Source organism: Anaeromassilibacillus sp. D41t1_190614_C2 (assembly GCF_015558525.1).
GTDB lineage: Bacteria > Bacillota > Clostridia > Oscillospirales > Acutalibacteraceae > Anaeromassilibacillus > Anaeromassilibacillus stercoravium.
In genome coordinates, this window is the sequence record NZ_JADMOD010000004.1 from 20827 (window position 1) to 36942 (window position 16116).

Below are 16116 nucleotides of genomic sequence, written 5' to 3' on the forward strand. Positions count from 1 at the left end.
CGCCCATCCCATGGGATATGTGGAGGAAGGGCCGTTTCAAAAATGCAAGTTTCGGACGCATTTTATTTACAACTCGTAATTTTTAAAACTATTTTACGGATTGTTATAGCTTTTTCTGCTCCACCAGGCGGGCGGCCTTTAAAACCAGCACCTGGGTCTTCGCGTCTTTGATGGTGTTGTCCATCACCATCTCCACCGCCTTTTGCAGCGGGATGCGCTCGACCTCCAGGAATTCGTCCTCGTCCAGCTGCGATTCCCCGTACCCCGTGATCCGGCAGGCATAGAGGTGCAGGATCTCGTCGCAATAGCCGGGCGTGGGGTAGAGCAGCCCCAGGTTCAAATACTGCTCCGCGGTGGTGCCGGTCTCCTCGCGCTGCTCGCGCTTGCAGGCTTCAAAGGGGTCCTCGCCGCGCTCCAGCTTCCCGGCCGGGGCCTCCAAGACCACCTCCTGGTACGGATAGCGGAATTGCCGGACAAAGAGCATCTCGTCCTGTCCCGTGAGCGCCGCCACGCACACCCCGCCGGGATGCATCACCAGCTCGCGCTTGGATTTGGCGCCGTTTTCGAGCTCCACGTCATCCACGGCGACCTCGATGATCCGGCCCTTGTAGATATCCGTGCGGCCCAACTGCTTTTCGATCAATTTCATGGTCCGGCCTCCTTATTTAAAATACAAAACGTAATATAAATAATCTATAAAACAATTTGTATTTGACAAATTCATCACATTGTTGAAAACTCGGTTGATAATACTAAAAGTTAATCCGTTCTGCGCTTGCTCGCCGCCGCAAAAAGGCAAACGTCCCTTCCGGCCCATTTGCAAAAGGAAGGCCCAAAAAGGGAAATGCGGGGCTTTGCGCAGTAAAAAATATACTTTACGAATAAAATAACATACATATTACAAATTGGAATATGTATTTGCCCGTCCTATGATGGGCGGCATAGCATGCCTCCCCTTATCCCTCGAAGTGATACGTATAGTTCGGGTCGATGGCATACAACTCTTCGTAAAGCTCCACCGCCCGGCTGCGGTAATAATCCATCACCCGGCTGGCCTCATCGACCTGCGCCATGGTGCCGCCGACCGCCTGGGCGTCGGCGCGGAATTCCTCCAGGGCCGCTTCGGTCCCGTCGCTCCACGCCTGCTGCTCGCTCTCAAGCGTAGCCTTGCGGTCGTCCGAGACCTTTTCCAGCAGGGTTTCGTAGGCATACGCCACCTCTTCGCGCCAGATCTCCGCGTATTTCTGGGAGACCTCCACCATATCCTTGTTGGAGATCGCCTGGTTGTTGTCCTGGATATACGCCTGGTCGATCGGGTTGTCCGCGAATTTCTCGTCAAAACCCGGGTTTTCCGTCTCCACAGGCAGCACCTGGCCGGGGCTGTCCTCCGGCGGCTCCGGCGCGGGCTCCGTGGAGCTCTCCGGCGTGGACGGCGCTTCGCCGTCCGGCTGCGGGGCGGGCGCCGGGGCGCTCTCCTCGGAAGAAGCGCTGGACGTGGGCGCGGAGCTGCTGCCCGGCGGGTCCTCCGTGCCGTTGTCCCCCGTACACCCCACCAGGGCGGCAAACCCGACGGCCGCCGCCAGCAGAATGGCAATCCATTTATTCTTCATTGCTGTTCTCCTGTTCCGATGGTTCCTCGGTCAAATCCTCGTCCCCGGCGTCGCCGTCGTCCTCCGGCAGATCGTCCGGTTCCTCGTCCTCTTCGTGGGCGGTCCGCGCCAGGGTGACAACGCGGCTTCCTTCGTTCAGGCGCATCACGCGCACGCCCTTGCTGGGCCGCGCGCACTCGCGGATGGAATTCGCGCGGATGCGGATGATCACGCCGTCCGATGCGATCAGGATGATGTCGTCGTCCAGGTCGACCACCTTGATGGCGGCCACGTCGCCGTATTTCTCCACGTGGTAGTTGGTCAGGCCCTTGCCGCCGCGCGACTGGATCCGGTAGTCGTCGGTGGAGGAGAGGCGGCCGTAGCCCGTCTCGCTGACGGTCAGGACCAGCCCGCCCTCGCGGACAACGCTCATGCCGACCACGCAGTCGCCCTCCTTGAGCGTCAGGGCCTTGACGCCGCGGGCCGTGCGGCCCATGGCGCGCACATCGTTCTCGCTGAAGCGGATCGCCATGCCCTTCTTGGTCGCGACCAGCAAATCGTCGCTGCCGTTGGTCAGGCGGACCCAGCACAGCTCGTCGCCCTCGTCCAAGTCAATGGCGATCACGCCGCCCTTGCGGGTGGTCTGGAACGCGGAGAGCGGGGTGCGCTTGATGACGCCTCTGCGCGTGACCATCACCAGATAGCCGTCCTCGTCGAGCTTTGGCACGCGGATCATGGACGTGACCCGCTCGTCCTGGGCGATCGGCAGCAGATTGGCGATGTTCATGCCCTTGCTGGTGCGCGCGCCCTCCGGCACCTCATAGCATTTCAGGCGGTAGACGCGGCCCAGGTCCGTGAAGAACATCACATAGTCGTGGCTGTTGATGACGAACATCTCGGTGGCCACGTCCTCCTCCCGGCGCGTCATGCCGGAAACGCCGCGGCCGCCGCGCCGCTGGGTGCGGTAGGTGTCGGCCTTCTGGCGCTTGATATAGCCGAAGTTGGTCAGCGTCAGCACGCATTCCTCCTCCGGGATGAGGTCTTCGATATCCACTTCGCCGCTGATCGCCGCGATTTCGGTGCGGCGCTCGTCGTTGAACTTCGCTTTGACCGCGAGCGCCTCCTCCTTGACAATGGCGAGCACGCGGCTCTCGTTGGCAAGGATGTCCTTCAGGTCTTCGATCTTGAGGTGCAGCGCGCCCAGCTCGTCCTCCAGCTTCTGGCGGTCCAGGCCGGTCAGCGCGCCCAGCTGCATCTGCACGATGGCCTGCGTCTGCACATCGTCCAGGCCGAACCGCTCGGTCATGCGCTGGCGCGCCTGGGCGCGGTCCTTGGAGGTGCGGATGATCGAGACCACTTCGTCGATGAAATCGACCGCAATTTTGAGGCCCTCCAGGATGTGCGCGCGGTCCTCGGCCTTTTTGAGCTCAAAGCGCGTGCGGCGTGTGACGACGTCCTCCTGGAAGTCGATGTAATTCTGCAAAATTTCCTTGAGCGTCAAGGTCTTTGGCTCGCCGTTCACAATGGCCAGCATGATGACGCCGAAGGTCGTCTGCATCTGCGTAAATGTATAAAGCTTGTTCAGCACAATCTGCGGGGAGGCGTCGCGCTTGACCGTAATCACAATGCGCATGCCCTGGCGGTCGGAGTGGTCCTCCACGTTGGAGATGCCGTCGATGCGCTTTTCCTTGACGAGCGTCGCAATGCTCTCGATCAGGCGCGCCTTGTTCACCTGGTAGGGGATCTCCGTGACCACAATGCTGAACCGGCCGTTCTTTTCCTCCTCGATCTCCGCGCGCGCGCGCACCGTGATGCGGCCGCGGCCCGTCGCATAGGCCGCGCGGATGCCCGCACGCCCCATGATGATGGCGCCGGTGGGGAAGTCCGGCCCCTTGATGTACTGCATCAGCTCGTCGAGCGATGCGTCCGGGTGGTCGATCAGGCAGCACATGCCGTCGATGACCTCGCCCATATTGTGCGGCGGGATGTTCGTCGCCATGCCGACCGCGATGCCCGTGGACCCGTTGACCAAAAGGTTCGGGAAATGGCTGGGCAGCACAACCGGCTCTTTCAGGCGGTCGTCGTAGTTCGGCATGAAATCGACGGTTTCCTTGTCGATGTCCTGCAACATCTCGACCGCAATTTTGCTCATGCGGCTCTCCGTATAACGGTAGGCAGCGGGCGGGTCGCCGTCCACGGAACCGAAGTTGCCGTGTCCGTCCACCAGCATATAGCGCATGGAGAAGTCCTGCGCCAAACGCACCAGCGCGTCGTAGACGGAGGCGTCGCCGTGCGGATGGTACCGGCCCAGCACCGAACCGACGGTATCCGCGCATTTGCGGTACGGCTTGTCGGGGCTCAGGCCGTTCTCATACATCGTGTAGAGGATGCGGCGATGCACGGGCTTGAGCCCATCGCGGACGTCCGGCAGCGCGCGGGACACGATGACCGACATCGAGTAATCCAAAAAGGACTTCTTGATCTCCTTTTCCAGATCTACGTTAATAATGCGATCGTTTTCCTGCATGTCTTGCATTGTAGAAACCAATCCTTTCTTTCGAGCCTACGGCGATCCCATGGACCGCTTTATCAAAAAACAACTTGTTGATCTTCTTGAAATGGGGCGCGCCTTCACTTCTGCGTTTGCCCGCCGGTTGGGAACAGCGCATGGAGCTTCTGCACATCCTCCGGGGAGAGCGCCCGCTTGGGGACATACCGCGATTCGCCGGGCCCCAGCCGCAGCAGGAGGATGCGGCCGTCCTCCCAAACCGAGAGCATCGCATAGGGGAGGGACGCCGCATAGCGGTCCGATTTTACGTCCACATGGTCCGCAAAAAAGGACAGGGACTGCGCGGTCATGCGCTCCCCGGCGTGGTCGTAAAACGACTGCGCGCGGCTGCGCACCAGCAGGGGCTGGATGGAATCGTGGAAAAAGCCCACCGCCAGGCCCAGCAGCACCAAAAGCGAGAAAAATACCGTATTCTGCGGGTTCCCCACGCCGAAGAGCAGGCAGAGCACAAAGCCCGCCACCACCAGCACAAACCCGGCGGCGCGCAGGAACAGCCGCTCGCCCGGCGACGCGGCCGCATTGCACGCGGCGATCTGATAATCGGCATAATCCTGTTTGGTCGGTAAAAAGCTGACCGAGAGCAGCGGTGTCTGTTGTTCCATTTGTCCTCCTATCCCGGTGCGTGCTGGGCCACGGGACCGGCCCCGCTTCGATGCACGGGGGCCAAAAAAGCCCTGCCTGGTGGTGCAGGCTTGCCCCAAGCGCCCGCGTTTCAAAGCGCGCGCCGCCCATTTCTGCCCGCCGGGAAAATCAAATTCATTTCTATATGTATATTTCAAAATAAATAATACAAATCGTATTTTCTGGATTTCGTTTGTTCTGCTTGGATGCCTACATCCCTTCAAATGGGCCCTTGGACAGGATCTTCTTCACCAGTTGGACGAACGCATCCCCCGTGCCCCAATCGAAGTGGGTGAACGCACCAGTGCCGCCGCCCGCACCGATGGCGGACACCTGCACGGTGCCGCCGTGCCCGACCAACGTCAAGGTGAGGCTGGCGCGGCTGGCGTTGCGCATAAAATAGCGGTCGTACACACGGACGGCAACCTGCGTATCCCCCAAGTCGTATCTGGCAGTGCCGACCAGCTCCACGGAGGCGCCGCTCGCCAGAATTTCCTTCTCCAACAGGGACAAGACCGTGTAGAAATCCGCATCATGGAGTTCCTTCTCAAATTGTGCCATGGATTCCTTCCTCCTTAGTTTGCATATGGCCGGTTTGAAAGCCGCCGTACTGCCGTCCCATCCGCTCCGATCGGCCAACACCCGTTTGGCCCATCGGAACGGACGGCCGTCAGGCCGTAGGTCCCTCGCCCGGCGCTGCAAAGAGCTCCTGTTTCGAAAGGCCGTTTTTCCGCCCTTTCCGCCGCCAGACGGACTCCGCAGACATCCGGTACAAAACGCGCGGGAAATTCTGGGTGATATAGAGGTCTTCCGCCTGCCCGCCGGAAACGATGGCCTCCGCGAGCGTTTGGAGCGCCTGCCCGAGGCGCTTTTTGGGCCCGTGGCCCATGGGGATGTTTTGCGTCTCCGGCAGCATCCCGCCCCCGCCGGCGCCAATCCCCTGGCCCCAGCGCACCCCCGCACGGCGGCACCAATGGCGCAGCATGTGCAGCGCATGGGCGTTCTGATGGCCCTCATAAAACCCGGAGTTGACGAGCGCATAGGCTGTCCGCTCCTTCTGCGGCGTTTCCCGGAAATCCGCTTCCAATTGCAGCAGCGCGCCCACCATATGGGAGGGCAGGCCGTCCACATAGAGCGGCATGGCAAACACCAGCACATCGCACGCGGCAATCCCGCGCAGCGCCTGTTCCGGGAGGGGGGCGGTCCGGATGGCGTATTCCCGCACCGCTGCCTGCGGGGGCAATGCATCGCGCAGCCCCTGCAAGATCACCCAGGACGCGCTGTTTTTTCCCTTTGGGCTTCCGCAAATCAAAGCAATGTCCGTAGCAAATCCCTCCAATCCGGCGGCTGTTCCACAAAGCGCACCTCGTTGACCCGGCCATAGAGGTTCACCGCCATGGCCTGCACCCATTCCTGCGCGGTCCTTTGTTCCTCCGGCGTTGCCCCGCCGTAGAAGGCCACGGTCAAACCGTACGAATGATGGTACCGCTGGCGGTGGTGCATCTCCCCGTTTTTGATGACAAAATAGGGATGGACATACGAAATGCACCGGTCCAGCACATTTTTGACAAACGGGCCCGGCCCGCCAAAGCAGCACCGGCTCACAAGGACCAGCTCGCCGCTGTTGGCAAGATAGGCCCCCATATCCCGGTATGGGTCCGGGAGCACGCAGCGTCCGGGCGTTTTGATCCAGCAGCCGAAACAGCCGGTGCAGGGGCGGATCGTGCCGTTGTCCGAAAACACCGTGCCCGCAAAGGGGGGCTCCAGCTCCCGGACCGGTTCCGCCCGCTCCACATCCTGGATCACCAGAAAGCGATGGTTTTCACGCATCGATCGTTCCTCCGTTCCCCCGCCTATTGTTTGGCCCAGAGATACCGGTTGGCGAATTGTTCGCGCATATGGGCGGACACGGCCTCCCGCTGTCCGGGGGAAAGCTGCTTTTTATCGACAATCAGCAGATGCCGGTCCCAACCGCCCGCCACGACCAAATACGCGGGGCATTCATAGCATGCGTAATAATCGCTCCAATATCCGCTGATTTTTTCATAAGCGGTTTCACAGCAGACGCTGTCCCGGTAAAAGGCGATTTTGCAGCGCTGCTGCCAAAAGCGGTTCTTTTGGAAGACCGCCGCCGCGCGTTTCTGCATCCGCACCGGCTGGAACCAGAAAAAATAGGCCGCCAGCAGCACGCCCAAACAGCCCACGGCAATGGGAATCCAGGCCGTGGCGTATTGATACCGGTAGACCGGGATACAGGAAAACGCCAGGGCCGCCACGGTCAGCGCCGCCGCCGCGCGCACCCCTCTGCGGCTCCAAACCGAGCGGTGGCTTTCCGCAAACACGGCCGCCTGCGCATATTCCTCCGCGGTGAGCGTCTGATGCACCACCGCGATGGGTTCCCCCTCGTAAAACGTTGGCAAAGGGCAGTCCTCCTTCCGGTCAATCCTCCCGCGGCTGCGTGCCCGCCTGGATCATCGCCCGCACCTCCGGCAGGACCGAAGGTTCCACGCAGCGCATGGGGAGGATCACCATATCGTCGCCCTTGAAATACACGACGATGTTCTTCTGATAAATCGCGCTCTTACACGAGCCGTCCAACGGGATCTCCCACTGGTTTTCCCCGCGGCCCATCTCGATCTTATGCGGATAGATCTCCATACAGATTTCCTTGCCATTCGCATTGCGCTTGGCGTCCTGTTTGATGCGGATGTCCGGCAGGAAGATCATGATGAAGATCATCGCCGCGCAGACCGTGGCAAAAAACAGGTTGTCCGGGTTGCGTTTCAAAAAGAAAAAGACCAGGAATCCCAACAGCAGCGCGGAAAAGACCACCAGCTCGATGCGCATGCGCCGTTTGCGCCGTTTGCCAAATTGCGTGCCGCGCATACAGGTGCGGATCTCCTCCTCGGTCAGGACATAGGAGAGCTTCACGCCGGTGATGGTGTCTTTGTACTCCTGGTCGGCGCCCTCGGACACGATCTCCGCGTCGCTGCCGTCCCACTGGACGGCCTCCTCCTGCTCTTCATCCTCCAAAAATTCCGGTTCGGGGGCCTCAACCCCCTGGGGTTCCGGAGGCTGGGCGGTCTCTTCGTTTTCTTTCGTAAAGTCTTTCATGTAGGATTCTCCTTTGTATGTTCCGGCGCGATGCGCCATAGTATAGCCCGTATGCAGGGAACCGGCATGGGCCATTCAAACGAATTTTTTCCGTCTGCCGGGAAACCGGCAGCACAGGGGTTAAATGTCCAGGTTCTGGACGTACTTCGCATTCTTTTCGATGAACGCGCGGCGCGGTTCGACCTTGTCGCCCATCAGGATGGTGAAGGCCTCGTCCGCGGCGGCGGCGTCCTCCACCTCCACGCGCAGCATCGTGCGGGTTTCGGGGTTCATGGTCGTCTCCCAGAGCTGCTCGGAGTCCATTTCGCCGAGACCCTTGTAGCGCTGGATCTCATACCCGCTGACCAGCTCCGCCATCAGCTTGTCGCGCTCCTTGTCGGAGAAGGCGTAATAGTGGTTTTTGCCCTTGCTCACGCGGAACAGGGGCGGCTGCGCCAGATAGATGTGGCCCTCCTCCACAAGCGGCTTCATAAAGCGGAAGAAGAAGGTCAAAAGCAGCGTGCGGATATGGGAACCGTCTACGTCGGCATCCGCCATGATGATGATCTTCCCATAGCGCAGCTTGGAAATATCGAATTCCTCGCCGATGCCGCAGCCCAGCGCCGTGACGACCGGCATCAGCTTTTCATTGCCGTACACCTTGTCGAGGCGCGCCTTTTCGACGTTCAGCATCTTTCCCCAGAGGGGGAGGATCGCCTGGTATTTGCGGTCGCGCCCGCCCTTGGCGGACCCGCCTGCGGAATCGCCCTCGACGATGTAGATCTCGGTCTCGTCGGGGTTGCGGCTCTGGCAGTCGGCCAGCTTGCCGGGCAGGGAGGCGGTCTCCAGCTCGGACTTGCGCCGCACCAGCTCGCGCGCCTTGCGCGCGGCCTCCCGCGCGCGGGAGGCGGACAGCGCCTTGTCAAAGATCGTGCGCGCCGTGGCGGGGTTCTCCTCCAGGTAGGTGGCCAATTTGTCGGACACCAGCTGGCTGACCAGCGTGCCTACCTCGGTGTTGCCCAGGCGCGCCTTGGTCTGGCCCTCGAACTGCGCGTCCTTGACCTTGATGCTGATGATCGCGGTCAGGCCCTCGCGCACGTCCTCGCCGGACAGGTTCTTGTCGTTGTCCTTGAGGATGTTGTATTTGCGGGCGTATTCGTTCATCACGCGCGTGAGCGCCCGCTTAAAGCCGTCCTCATGGGTGCCGCCGTCCGTGGTGTGGATGTTGTTGGCAAAGCTGAGCATCAGCTCGTTATAGGAGTCGTTGTACTGCATGGCGATTTCCGCTGTGGAGTTGTTGTCCGCCGCCGTGCAGGAGAAATGGATGATGTCGTCGTGGATGGGCTCCTTCTCCTTGTTGAGGAACTCCACAAAGCTGGAAATGCCGCCCTGGTAGCAGTAGTTGTCCTGCAAAAGGTTCTCCGGGTCGCGTTCGTCCCGCAGCTCGATGTGTACGCCCGCGTTCAGGAATGCCTGTTCGCGCAGGCGCTTTTGCAGCGTCTCATAGTCATAGACCGTGGTGTCCTTAAAAATCGACGCATCCGGCTTAAAGGTGACGGTGGTGCCGGTCTTGTCCGCGGGGCAGTCGCCGATGACCTCCAGGTCGCCGGTCGCCTTGCCGTATTCAAACCGCTGGTGGTAGATCTTCCCCTCGTGGTAGACCTCGACCTCCAGCCAGACGGACAGCGCATTGACCACGGACGCGCCGACCCCGTGCAGGCCGCCCGCGACCTTATAGCCGCCGCCGCCGAATTTGCCGCCCGCGTGCAGGATCGTAAAGACCACCGTGACCGCGGGCAGGCCGGTCTTGTGCTGGATACCCACCGGGATACCGCGCCCGTTGTCCGTGACGCGGATCACGTCGCCGGGCAGGATCACCACGTCGATCTTGTCGCAGTACCCGGCCAGCGCTTCGTCGATCGCATTGTCCACGATCTCATAGACCAGATGGTGCAGGCCGCGCGGCCCGGTGGAGCCGATGTACATGCCCGGGCGCTTCCGGACAGCCTCCAGCCCCTCCAACACCTGGATCTGGTTTTCGTCGTATGTCTGATTCGTTTGCAAGACTTCGTTTATATCCATGTTACATGATTCCCCCAATAACACACATAAAGGCTGCGGGACCTTCCCTGCCTGCGGCCGCAGCGGGCCCTGGTTTTCCCGGCCCTTTGGCCGCCCAAATCCGGCAGGCCGCCGCTTTTTCCGGCACATTCCCAGCCTGTTTCAAAAAACCTTCCGCGATGTTCAAAAGGCGCTATAACCGCCGGGCCGTCCGCGGATTCGGACGGCGCCCGGATTCCCCGCCGCTGGGTGCGCCCCTGGCCGTCCGGCCGGGCGCCTGGCTCTGCCGCTGGCCCCCGCGCGGAAGGTCCACGCGCTGCGTATCGTGCATCTGTCCCGGAGCCGGCCTGCGGCACGCCCTCTCCGGCGCAGCCGGCGGCACCTTTGCCGGCTGGATGGGCCGCAGGCGGACAAAAAACGGGCTGATCAAAAAGAAAAGCAAAAACGGGACGGCGATCAGAACCAGGGAGGTAAAGCTGAATTCCTGCACCAGTGTCACAAACAGGACGAAAAACACCGCGCCGGCGATGGCTGCCACGGCCGCAAGCGGATAAAGCGCTTTATCCAGCGCGACGTTCGAGCATTCGCCGCATTTCCCGCAGCGGTATTCCCCCTGTGTTTTCAGAGCCCATGCGCGGAACCAGTTGACCTGTTTCCCGCAGTGCGGGCATTTTGGAAGCATGAGTCGCATGATGTTCCCCTTCTACTGTTTCAAACATTGGAAATTTCGTCGATGTACCCCGTCCGCTTCAACAGCGTGGACGAGGAAATCTGGGAGATATAGACCGTCTCCCGGTTCTGGCTGTCGCGGCAAAGCACAAAGGACTTCGGCAGCTCCATGCTGACGTTGACGACCTTTCCGGCCTTCTCCGCCTGCGCCAGGTAGTTCCGTGTGGTTTTGGAGATCGTCGAGGTCTCCATATTGAAGATGCCGACGATTTCGTCCATCTTAATCACCGTGTCCTGCCCCAGATGTAGGTACATAAAGTTCTCCTCTCCGCACTTCAAACAGCGCGCCTTCCTCCAGGCGCTTGACCGCGCCCGGCTCGCAGCACGTGAGAAACACCTGCCGCCCGTCCAAGCGGTTGAGCAGGTAATGCTGCCGGCCGGCGTCGAGCTCGCTCATCACATCGTCCAGCAGGATGACCGGCGCTTCGCCGCCCTCCTGCTCCAGCACATCGGCCTCGGCCAGCTTGAGCGCCAACACCAGGGAGCGCTGCTGCCCCTGGGACCCATAGGCCCGCGCGGAGACGCCGTCCACGGTGACCTCCAGGTCGTCGCGGTGCGGCCCCACCGTGGTGTGGCCGCTCTGTAGGTCGTCCCGGCGCGCCGCCGCCAATGCCTCCCTTAGATTTTCGGCGCTTTTTTGATACTGTATTCCAAATTGTTCCTTATTTTCCGAAATCCCCGCGTAGAGCTCCCGCGCGGGCGCCTCGATTTTTTGTATGTACGCCGCGCGCTCCCTTGCCACGGCGTCGCCGTACCGCGCGAGGCGGTCGTCCCAGATCTCCAGGGTATCCAGGAGCTCGGCATGGCGCGGGATGTCCTTGAGCAGCGCGTTGCGCTGCACCAGCGTGTGATTATACCGCGACAGAAGCGGCGCATAGGCCGGCTTTACCTGGCAGAGGGCCGCGTCGATGAAATTCCGCCGCAGCGCCGGGCCGCTCTTGATGAGGGAGAGGTGCTCCGGGGAGAACAGCACGGCGCGGAATTTGCCGACCAGCTCCGCGGGGGAGCGCTTTGGCACGCCGTTGAGCGACGCGCTGCGCCGCCCGTTCTGGATGGTGAGCTCCGCCTCCTGCTCGCGCTCCTCGCTGTAAAATTGCAGGTGCAGCGCCGCCTTTTCCTGGCCGAAGGCCACCAGCTCGCCGTCGCGCGCGCCCCGGAACGAGCGCCCGCCGGTAAACAGCCAGACCGCCTCCAACAGGTTGGTTTTCCCCTGCGCATTCCTGCCGTAGATGACGTTCATCCCCGGGCAGGGGGTGAGGCTTCCCGCGCAGAGGTTGCGGTAGTGTTCAAACGCCAGACTCTGTATTTTCAGAACTACACACCTCGTAACATACGTTGTTATAGACCGCCTGGTCGCCGGGCCGCATCTTTTTCCCGCGCATGGTGCACAGCTCGCCGTTCACCTGCACGTTCCCGGCCTGGATCTCAAATTTCGCCTGCCCGCCCGTATCCACGGCGCCGCCGCGTTTGAGCAGGGCGTCCAGGCGGATGAACTCTGTGTCGATCGAAATGCTTTCTTTCTTCATAGATCGGTCTCTTTTCTGTAAAATATGGGCTGCGTGCTGCGCAGGCAGCCGCGCCGGTTTTTTCGCAAACGCCGGGCAAAGCGGGGCGTCAGCTGTCGCTCTTCAGGCGGACCGGAAGCACCAGGAACAGGAAGGCGTTCCCCTCCCGCGGGAGGACCTTCATCGGGCTCAAGGGGCCGTTCAGCTGCACCTTGACCTCGTCGCCCTCCGCATTCCGCAGGGCGTCGAGCAAATACCGGTTGTTAAATCCAATCTCCACATTCCCCCCTGTAATCTGCGCTTCGAACTGGTCGTTCGCGCGCCCCATGGAGGTGGAGCAGGACAGCTTGATCTCATTGTCCTCAAACAGGCAGCGCACCGGGCTCTTCAGGCGGTCGGTGATCAGAAGCGACACGCGCTCCACGCTCTCGATAAAGCTGCGCGTGTTGACCAGCACCTCGGTGCTGCTTGCGGCGGGGATCGCCGCCTTGTAATCGAGGAATTCGCCCTCCAAAAGCCGGGAGATCACCGTATAATTCCCGATCTTAAACAGGATATGGCGGCGCCCTACGACCAGGGAAAGGGTCTCTTCCTCGCTGTCGCTGAGCAGCTTCGTCACCTCGTTGAGCGTCTTGCCCGGGACCACAAAGCTGGCCTCTTCGTTTGCCTGCACCGGCTCCTCGCGGATCGCCAGGCGGTACCCGTCCACGGATACCAGCCGCAGCGTGCCGCCGCCCAGCTCAAACAGGGTCCCCGTGTGGATGGGCTTTGCGTCCGTGTCCGCCACGGCAAAGATCGTCTGGCGGATCATGCTCTTGAGCATGCTGTGCGGCAAATCGATCGTGGTCTCCCCGGTGATCGAGGGGATTTCCGGATACTCCTCCGCCGGGATGCCGACGATCGAAAATTCGCTCAGGCCGCAGGTGATCGCGGTGATGTTCTTTTCATCGGACGCGATGCAGACCTGCTCCCCGGGGAGGCGGCGCACGATATCGCCGAACAAACGTGCGCTTAAGACCAGGTTGCCGGGCTCCTCCACAGAGGCTTCGATCGTGGTGGTCATGCCCAGCTCCAGGTCATACCCGCAGAGGGTCACCTCCTGCCCGTGCGCTTTCAGGAGGATGCCTTCGAGCGCGGGGATGGAGGATTTGGTCGAGACGGCCCGCTGCACATTGGAGACGGCTTCCGTCAACTGTTGTTTGCTGCAAGTTATTTTCATTGTATCACCCTTTTATCTGTTTGGGCCAAGCGGCTCGATGTTTTCCACCTTGTTTGCGGGGTTTCCACCGCAACTTCCGGTTTTCTCTCTTTATAAGCATAGCAATGGAATGCTTTTGATTTAGTACCAGCAGTAGGGGCCGGGGAAATGTGGAAAATCTCCGGAAACCCAGCGCTGGCGCGGCAAAAAACGCCGGAATTTTCATTTTTTGTATGTTTATGCATTGTGGAAGGTTGTATTATCCACCCCAGAATCAACAATTTGTTGAAAACTCTGTGGGGAAAGTTGAAAACACGTTAAAAGATTTCAAGGCGCAAAAATCCGGTTTCTTAAAAGGCTCTTTTTAAGAAACGGTCCGTTCGATAGTGCATCTATACAATCTGTATTATAACTATTTGTATAACAAAGGGCGCACGAATCCGCAAAGCGCCGCATGGTTACACAGCCGCCCTGCGGGCGCAAAACACCGGGACCCTGCCGGGGGTTACCGGTCGCGGATGTTCTTGATGATGTCCTCCACGGTGCCCTTGGTCTTGGGGTCGCGGGCCATGCCCTTCTCCACCTGCTGGATGGCGTAGACCACCGTCGAGTGGTCGCGGCCGCCGAACTCCTCGCCGATCGAGGTCATGGGCATCTGGGTGATCTCGCGCACCACATACATGGCCACCTGGCGCGCGTTGGAGATGTTGGCCGAGCGCTTGCTCGAGCGGATGTCCTCCGGGCTGGTGCCGTACGTGCGTGCGACCTCCTCGATGATCTTCTCCACGGTCACCGGGACCGGCTGCTCGTTGTTGATGATGTCGCTGACCGCCATCTGCGCCGTGGACAGGTTGAGGGCGTCGCCGTTGAGCAGGTAGTACGCCTTCATCTTCTTGACCGTGCCCTCCAACTGGCGGATGTTGTTCTTCAGCCGGTTGGCGATGTATTCGATCACGTTGTTCGGCAGGTCGATGCCGAGCAGCTCCGCCTTGCGCTTGATGATCGCGATGCGCGTTTCAAAATCCGGCGGCTGGATGTCCGCGGTCAGGCCCCACTCAAACCGGGTGAGCAGGCGCTCTTCCAGGGTGGCGATGTCCTTGGGCGGACGGTCGGATGTGAGGACGATCTGCTTTTTTGCCTCATATAAGGTATTAAAGGTGTGGAAGAATTCCTCCTGGGTGGATTCCTTGCCCGCGATGAACTGGATATCGTCCACGAGGAACACGTCCGCCTTGCGGTACCGCTGGTGGAACTCCGCGGTGGTGCCGTGGCGGATGGCTTCGATCAGCTCGTTGGTGAATTCGTCGCCTTTGATGTAGACGATGTTCATCTCCGGATGCCTTCTTGCGATCTCGTTGCAGATGGCATAGAGCAGGTGGGTTTTCCCGAGGCCGGAATTGCCGTAGATGAACAGCGGGTTGTAGAGTGTCGCCGGCTTTGTGGCGACCGCCATGGAAGCCGCATGCGCAAATTTGTTCGACGGCCCCACGATGAACGTGTCGAAGGTGAACTCGTAGTCGTCGTTCTGGGAAGAGGCGTCCTCTTCCTCCTCCTTCTCCGCGGAGGGCACGTCCTCCGGCACGCAGATCTGCACCTGGATGCCCGGCCCGAAGATCTCGGCCACCGCATCGTTCAGAAGATCCATATAGCACCGGTTCAGCGTCTGCCGGTGGAATTCATTCGGCGCCTTCAGAAGGGCGATCCCCTTTGCAAAGTCCAGGCTGACCGGCTCAATCCGGCTGATCCAGGTGGTGTAAGCCACCTCGGTGATGTGTTTTTTGCAGTATTCGCAAATAAAACTCCAGGCTTCGGTAAAAGATTCCATGTTTGAACCTCCGTGTTTTCAAAATCGTCCTTGCGCGCATGTTTTCCTTGCAAACAAAGCGGGTGAAACCGGGACCGGCATATCCAAATTTCACCAGTTTTGGAAATCGATAGACTTCAGGCAGTATATATCTTATAGTATCACAATTTCATCGCTTTTACAACTTTTCAACAGTTAGAAATCGATTTGGTGAAAAGCTGTGGAAAAGAATCCCGTGTAAAAAAGGGCGTCCCCGCCGGAAAAACCGGGGCTTTACCGGGCAGAAAACCGCTTTTTCCACAGATTCCCCAAAAAAGGCGGCGCCGGGACGCCCCCGCCCCAGGAGGGAAACCGGCCGGGGACCCCCGCAAAAGGCCCCATCCGCCCCCGGTTTGCCGGTGAAAAATTTTTTCGCATTGTTCTTTTAAAAAGATACGGCCCTGCATCTTGTGGTCGGGAAAGGGCATGCCCCTTAGTTCTTGCGAAAATCCCGCAGGAATGCCGGTTTCCCGCGCATTTTTTCGCTAAGAAAAGGTTGACAGCCCGGACGCATATAATATATAATGCTAAATTGCAAGGTTTGTACCCCGAAAGGAGGGTGTATGTATGCTGAGAACGTATCAGCCCAAGAAGCTCCACAGAAAAAAGGAGCACGGCTTCCGCAAAAGAATGTCTACCAGCAACGGCCGCAAGGTATTAGCCCGCCGTAGAGCAAAAGGCAGAGCGCGCCTGAGCTACTAAGACAAAAGGCCACCGGAGTGTGGCCTTTCTTTTTAGCACGAGCCGCGCGGCGGCTTCCCAGGCCGCCGGAAATCGTTGGACGGGAGACAATGGCACGCGGATGCGGAAGGGGCTCCAAAAACAGGGCGGCCCTTCCGGTTTTCAAACGCGCCGGTTTTGCTGCGCGCTATTTGTTGCAGCAGCCCTCTAAATAAGGGGGATATGGG

At 60.0% G+C, this 16116-nt stretch carries 17 protein-coding genes; 1 reads left to right on the forward strand and 16 read right to left on the reverse strand.

The features are described from left to right. Positions 1–103: 103 nt before the first annotated feature. From I2G69_RS05175 to dnaA, 16 genes are all read right to left on the reverse strand, one after another. Positions 104–649, reverse strand: a complete 546-nt coding sequence (locus I2G69_RS05175) for an NUDIX domain-containing protein (RefSeq protein WP_087234945.1) — start codon at positions 647–649, stop codon at positions 104–106. Positions 650–956: 307 nt separating this feature from the next. Then, positions 957–1610 carry a lysozyme inhibitor LprI family protein gene (locus I2G69_RS05180; protein ID WP_087234944.1) on the reverse strand — a complete coding sequence of 218 codons (654 nt, stop codon included), beginning with the start codon at positions 1608–1610 and terminating at the stop codon, positions 957–959. Then, positions 1600–4125, reverse strand: coding sequence for a DNA gyrase subunit A (gene gyrA / locus I2G69_RS05185; protein ID WP_087234943.1), 2526 nt, complete (start codon positions 4123–4125; stop codon positions 1600–1602). Before gyrA ends, I2G69_RS05180 begins: the two co-directional genes overlap by 11 nt. A 95-nt stretch (positions 4126–4220) precedes the next feature. Then, positions 4221–4760 carry a YcxB family protein gene (locus I2G69_RS05190; protein ID WP_087234942.1) on the reverse strand — a complete coding sequence of 180 codons (540 nt, stop codon included), beginning with the start codon at positions 4758–4760 and terminating at the stop codon, positions 4221–4223. A gap of 229 nt (positions 4761–4989) precedes the next feature. Then, complete coding sequence (locus I2G69_RS05195; RefSeq protein ID WP_087234941.1) at positions 4990–5340, reverse strand: DUF6054 family protein; 351 nt, start codon at positions 5338–5340, stop codon at positions 4990–4992. A gap of 109 nt (positions 5341–5449) precedes the next feature. Continuing rightward, complete coding sequence (locus I2G69_RS05200) at positions 5450–6118, reverse strand: hypothetical protein (protein WP_207740544.1); 669 nt, start codon at positions 6116–6118, stop codon at positions 5450–5452. Beyond that, the gene (locus I2G69_RS05205; RefSeq protein WP_191405236.1) at positions 6088–6609 is read right to left on the reverse strand and encodes a flavodoxin family protein; all 522 of its coding nucleotides are present in this window, start codon (positions 6607–6609) and stop codon (positions 6088–6090) included. Before I2G69_RS05205 ends, I2G69_RS05200 begins: the two co-directional genes overlap by 31 nt. A 23-nt stretch (positions 6610–6632) precedes the next feature. Then, positions 6633–7199, reverse strand: coding sequence for a hypothetical protein (locus I2G69_RS05210; RefSeq protein ID WP_191405235.1), 567 nt, complete (start codon positions 7197–7199; stop codon positions 6633–6635). A 19-nt stretch (positions 7200–7218) separates the two neighbouring features. Continuing rightward, positions 7219–7893 carry a hypothetical protein gene (locus I2G69_RS05215; RefSeq protein WP_087234938.1) on the reverse strand — a complete coding sequence of 225 codons (675 nt, stop codon included), beginning with the start codon at positions 7891–7893 and terminating at the stop codon, positions 7219–7221. Between the two features lie 120 nt (positions 7894–8013). Then, on the reverse strand, positions 8014–9954 hold the full coding sequence (gene gyrB / locus I2G69_RS05220) for a DNA topoisomerase (ATP-hydrolyzing) subunit B (protein WP_087234937.1): 1941 nt from the start codon (positions 9952–9954) through the stop codon (positions 8014–8016). A gap of 172 nt (positions 9955–10126) precedes the next feature. Next, on the reverse strand, positions 10127–10624 hold the full coding sequence (locus I2G69_RS05225; RefSeq protein ID WP_195560358.1) for a hypothetical protein: 498 nt from the start codon (positions 10622–10624) through the stop codon (positions 10127–10129). A gap of 20 nt (positions 10625–10644) precedes the next feature. Next, positions 10645–10917 (reverse strand): extracellular matrix regulator RemB, encoded by a 273-nt coding sequence (gene remB, locus I2G69_RS05230; RefSeq protein ID WP_087234935.1) that lies wholly within the window; start codon positions 10915–10917, stop codon positions 10645–10647. Continuing rightward, positions 10883–12004, reverse strand: a complete 1122-nt coding sequence (gene recF, locus I2G69_RS05235; RefSeq protein WP_330610128.1) for a DNA replication/repair protein RecF — start codon at positions 12002–12004, stop codon at positions 10883–10885. The genes remB and recF overlap by 35 nt, the downstream gene beginning before the upstream one ends. After that, complete coding sequence (locus I2G69_RS05240; RefSeq protein ID WP_195560359.1) at positions 11949–12188, reverse strand: RNA-binding S4 domain-containing protein; 240 nt, start codon at positions 12186–12188, stop codon at positions 11949–11951. The genes recF and I2G69_RS05240 overlap by 56 nt, the downstream gene beginning before the upstream one ends. 88 nt (positions 12189–12276) lie before the next feature. Then, positions 12277–13386 (reverse strand): DNA polymerase III subunit beta, encoded by a 1110-nt coding sequence (gene dnaN / locus I2G69_RS05245; protein ID WP_087234932.1) that lies wholly within the window; start codon positions 13384–13386, stop codon positions 12277–12279. A 484-nt stretch (positions 13387–13870) separates the two neighbouring features. Beyond that, entirely contained in the window at positions 13871–15190 is a 1320-nt protein-coding gene (gene dnaA, locus I2G69_RS05250; RefSeq protein WP_087234930.1) for a chromosomal replication initiator protein DnaA, read from the reverse strand. A gap of 585 nt (positions 15191–15775) precedes the next feature. On the opposite strand from dnaA, the gene rpmH reads away from it, so the two are divergent. Continuing rightward, positions 15776–15910 carry a 50S ribosomal protein L34 gene (gene rpmH, locus I2G69_RS05255; protein WP_038322395.1) on the forward strand — a complete coding sequence of 45 codons (135 nt, stop codon included), beginning with the start codon at positions 15776–15778 and terminating at the stop codon, positions 15908–15910. Positions 15911–16116 lie beyond the last annotated feature (206 nt).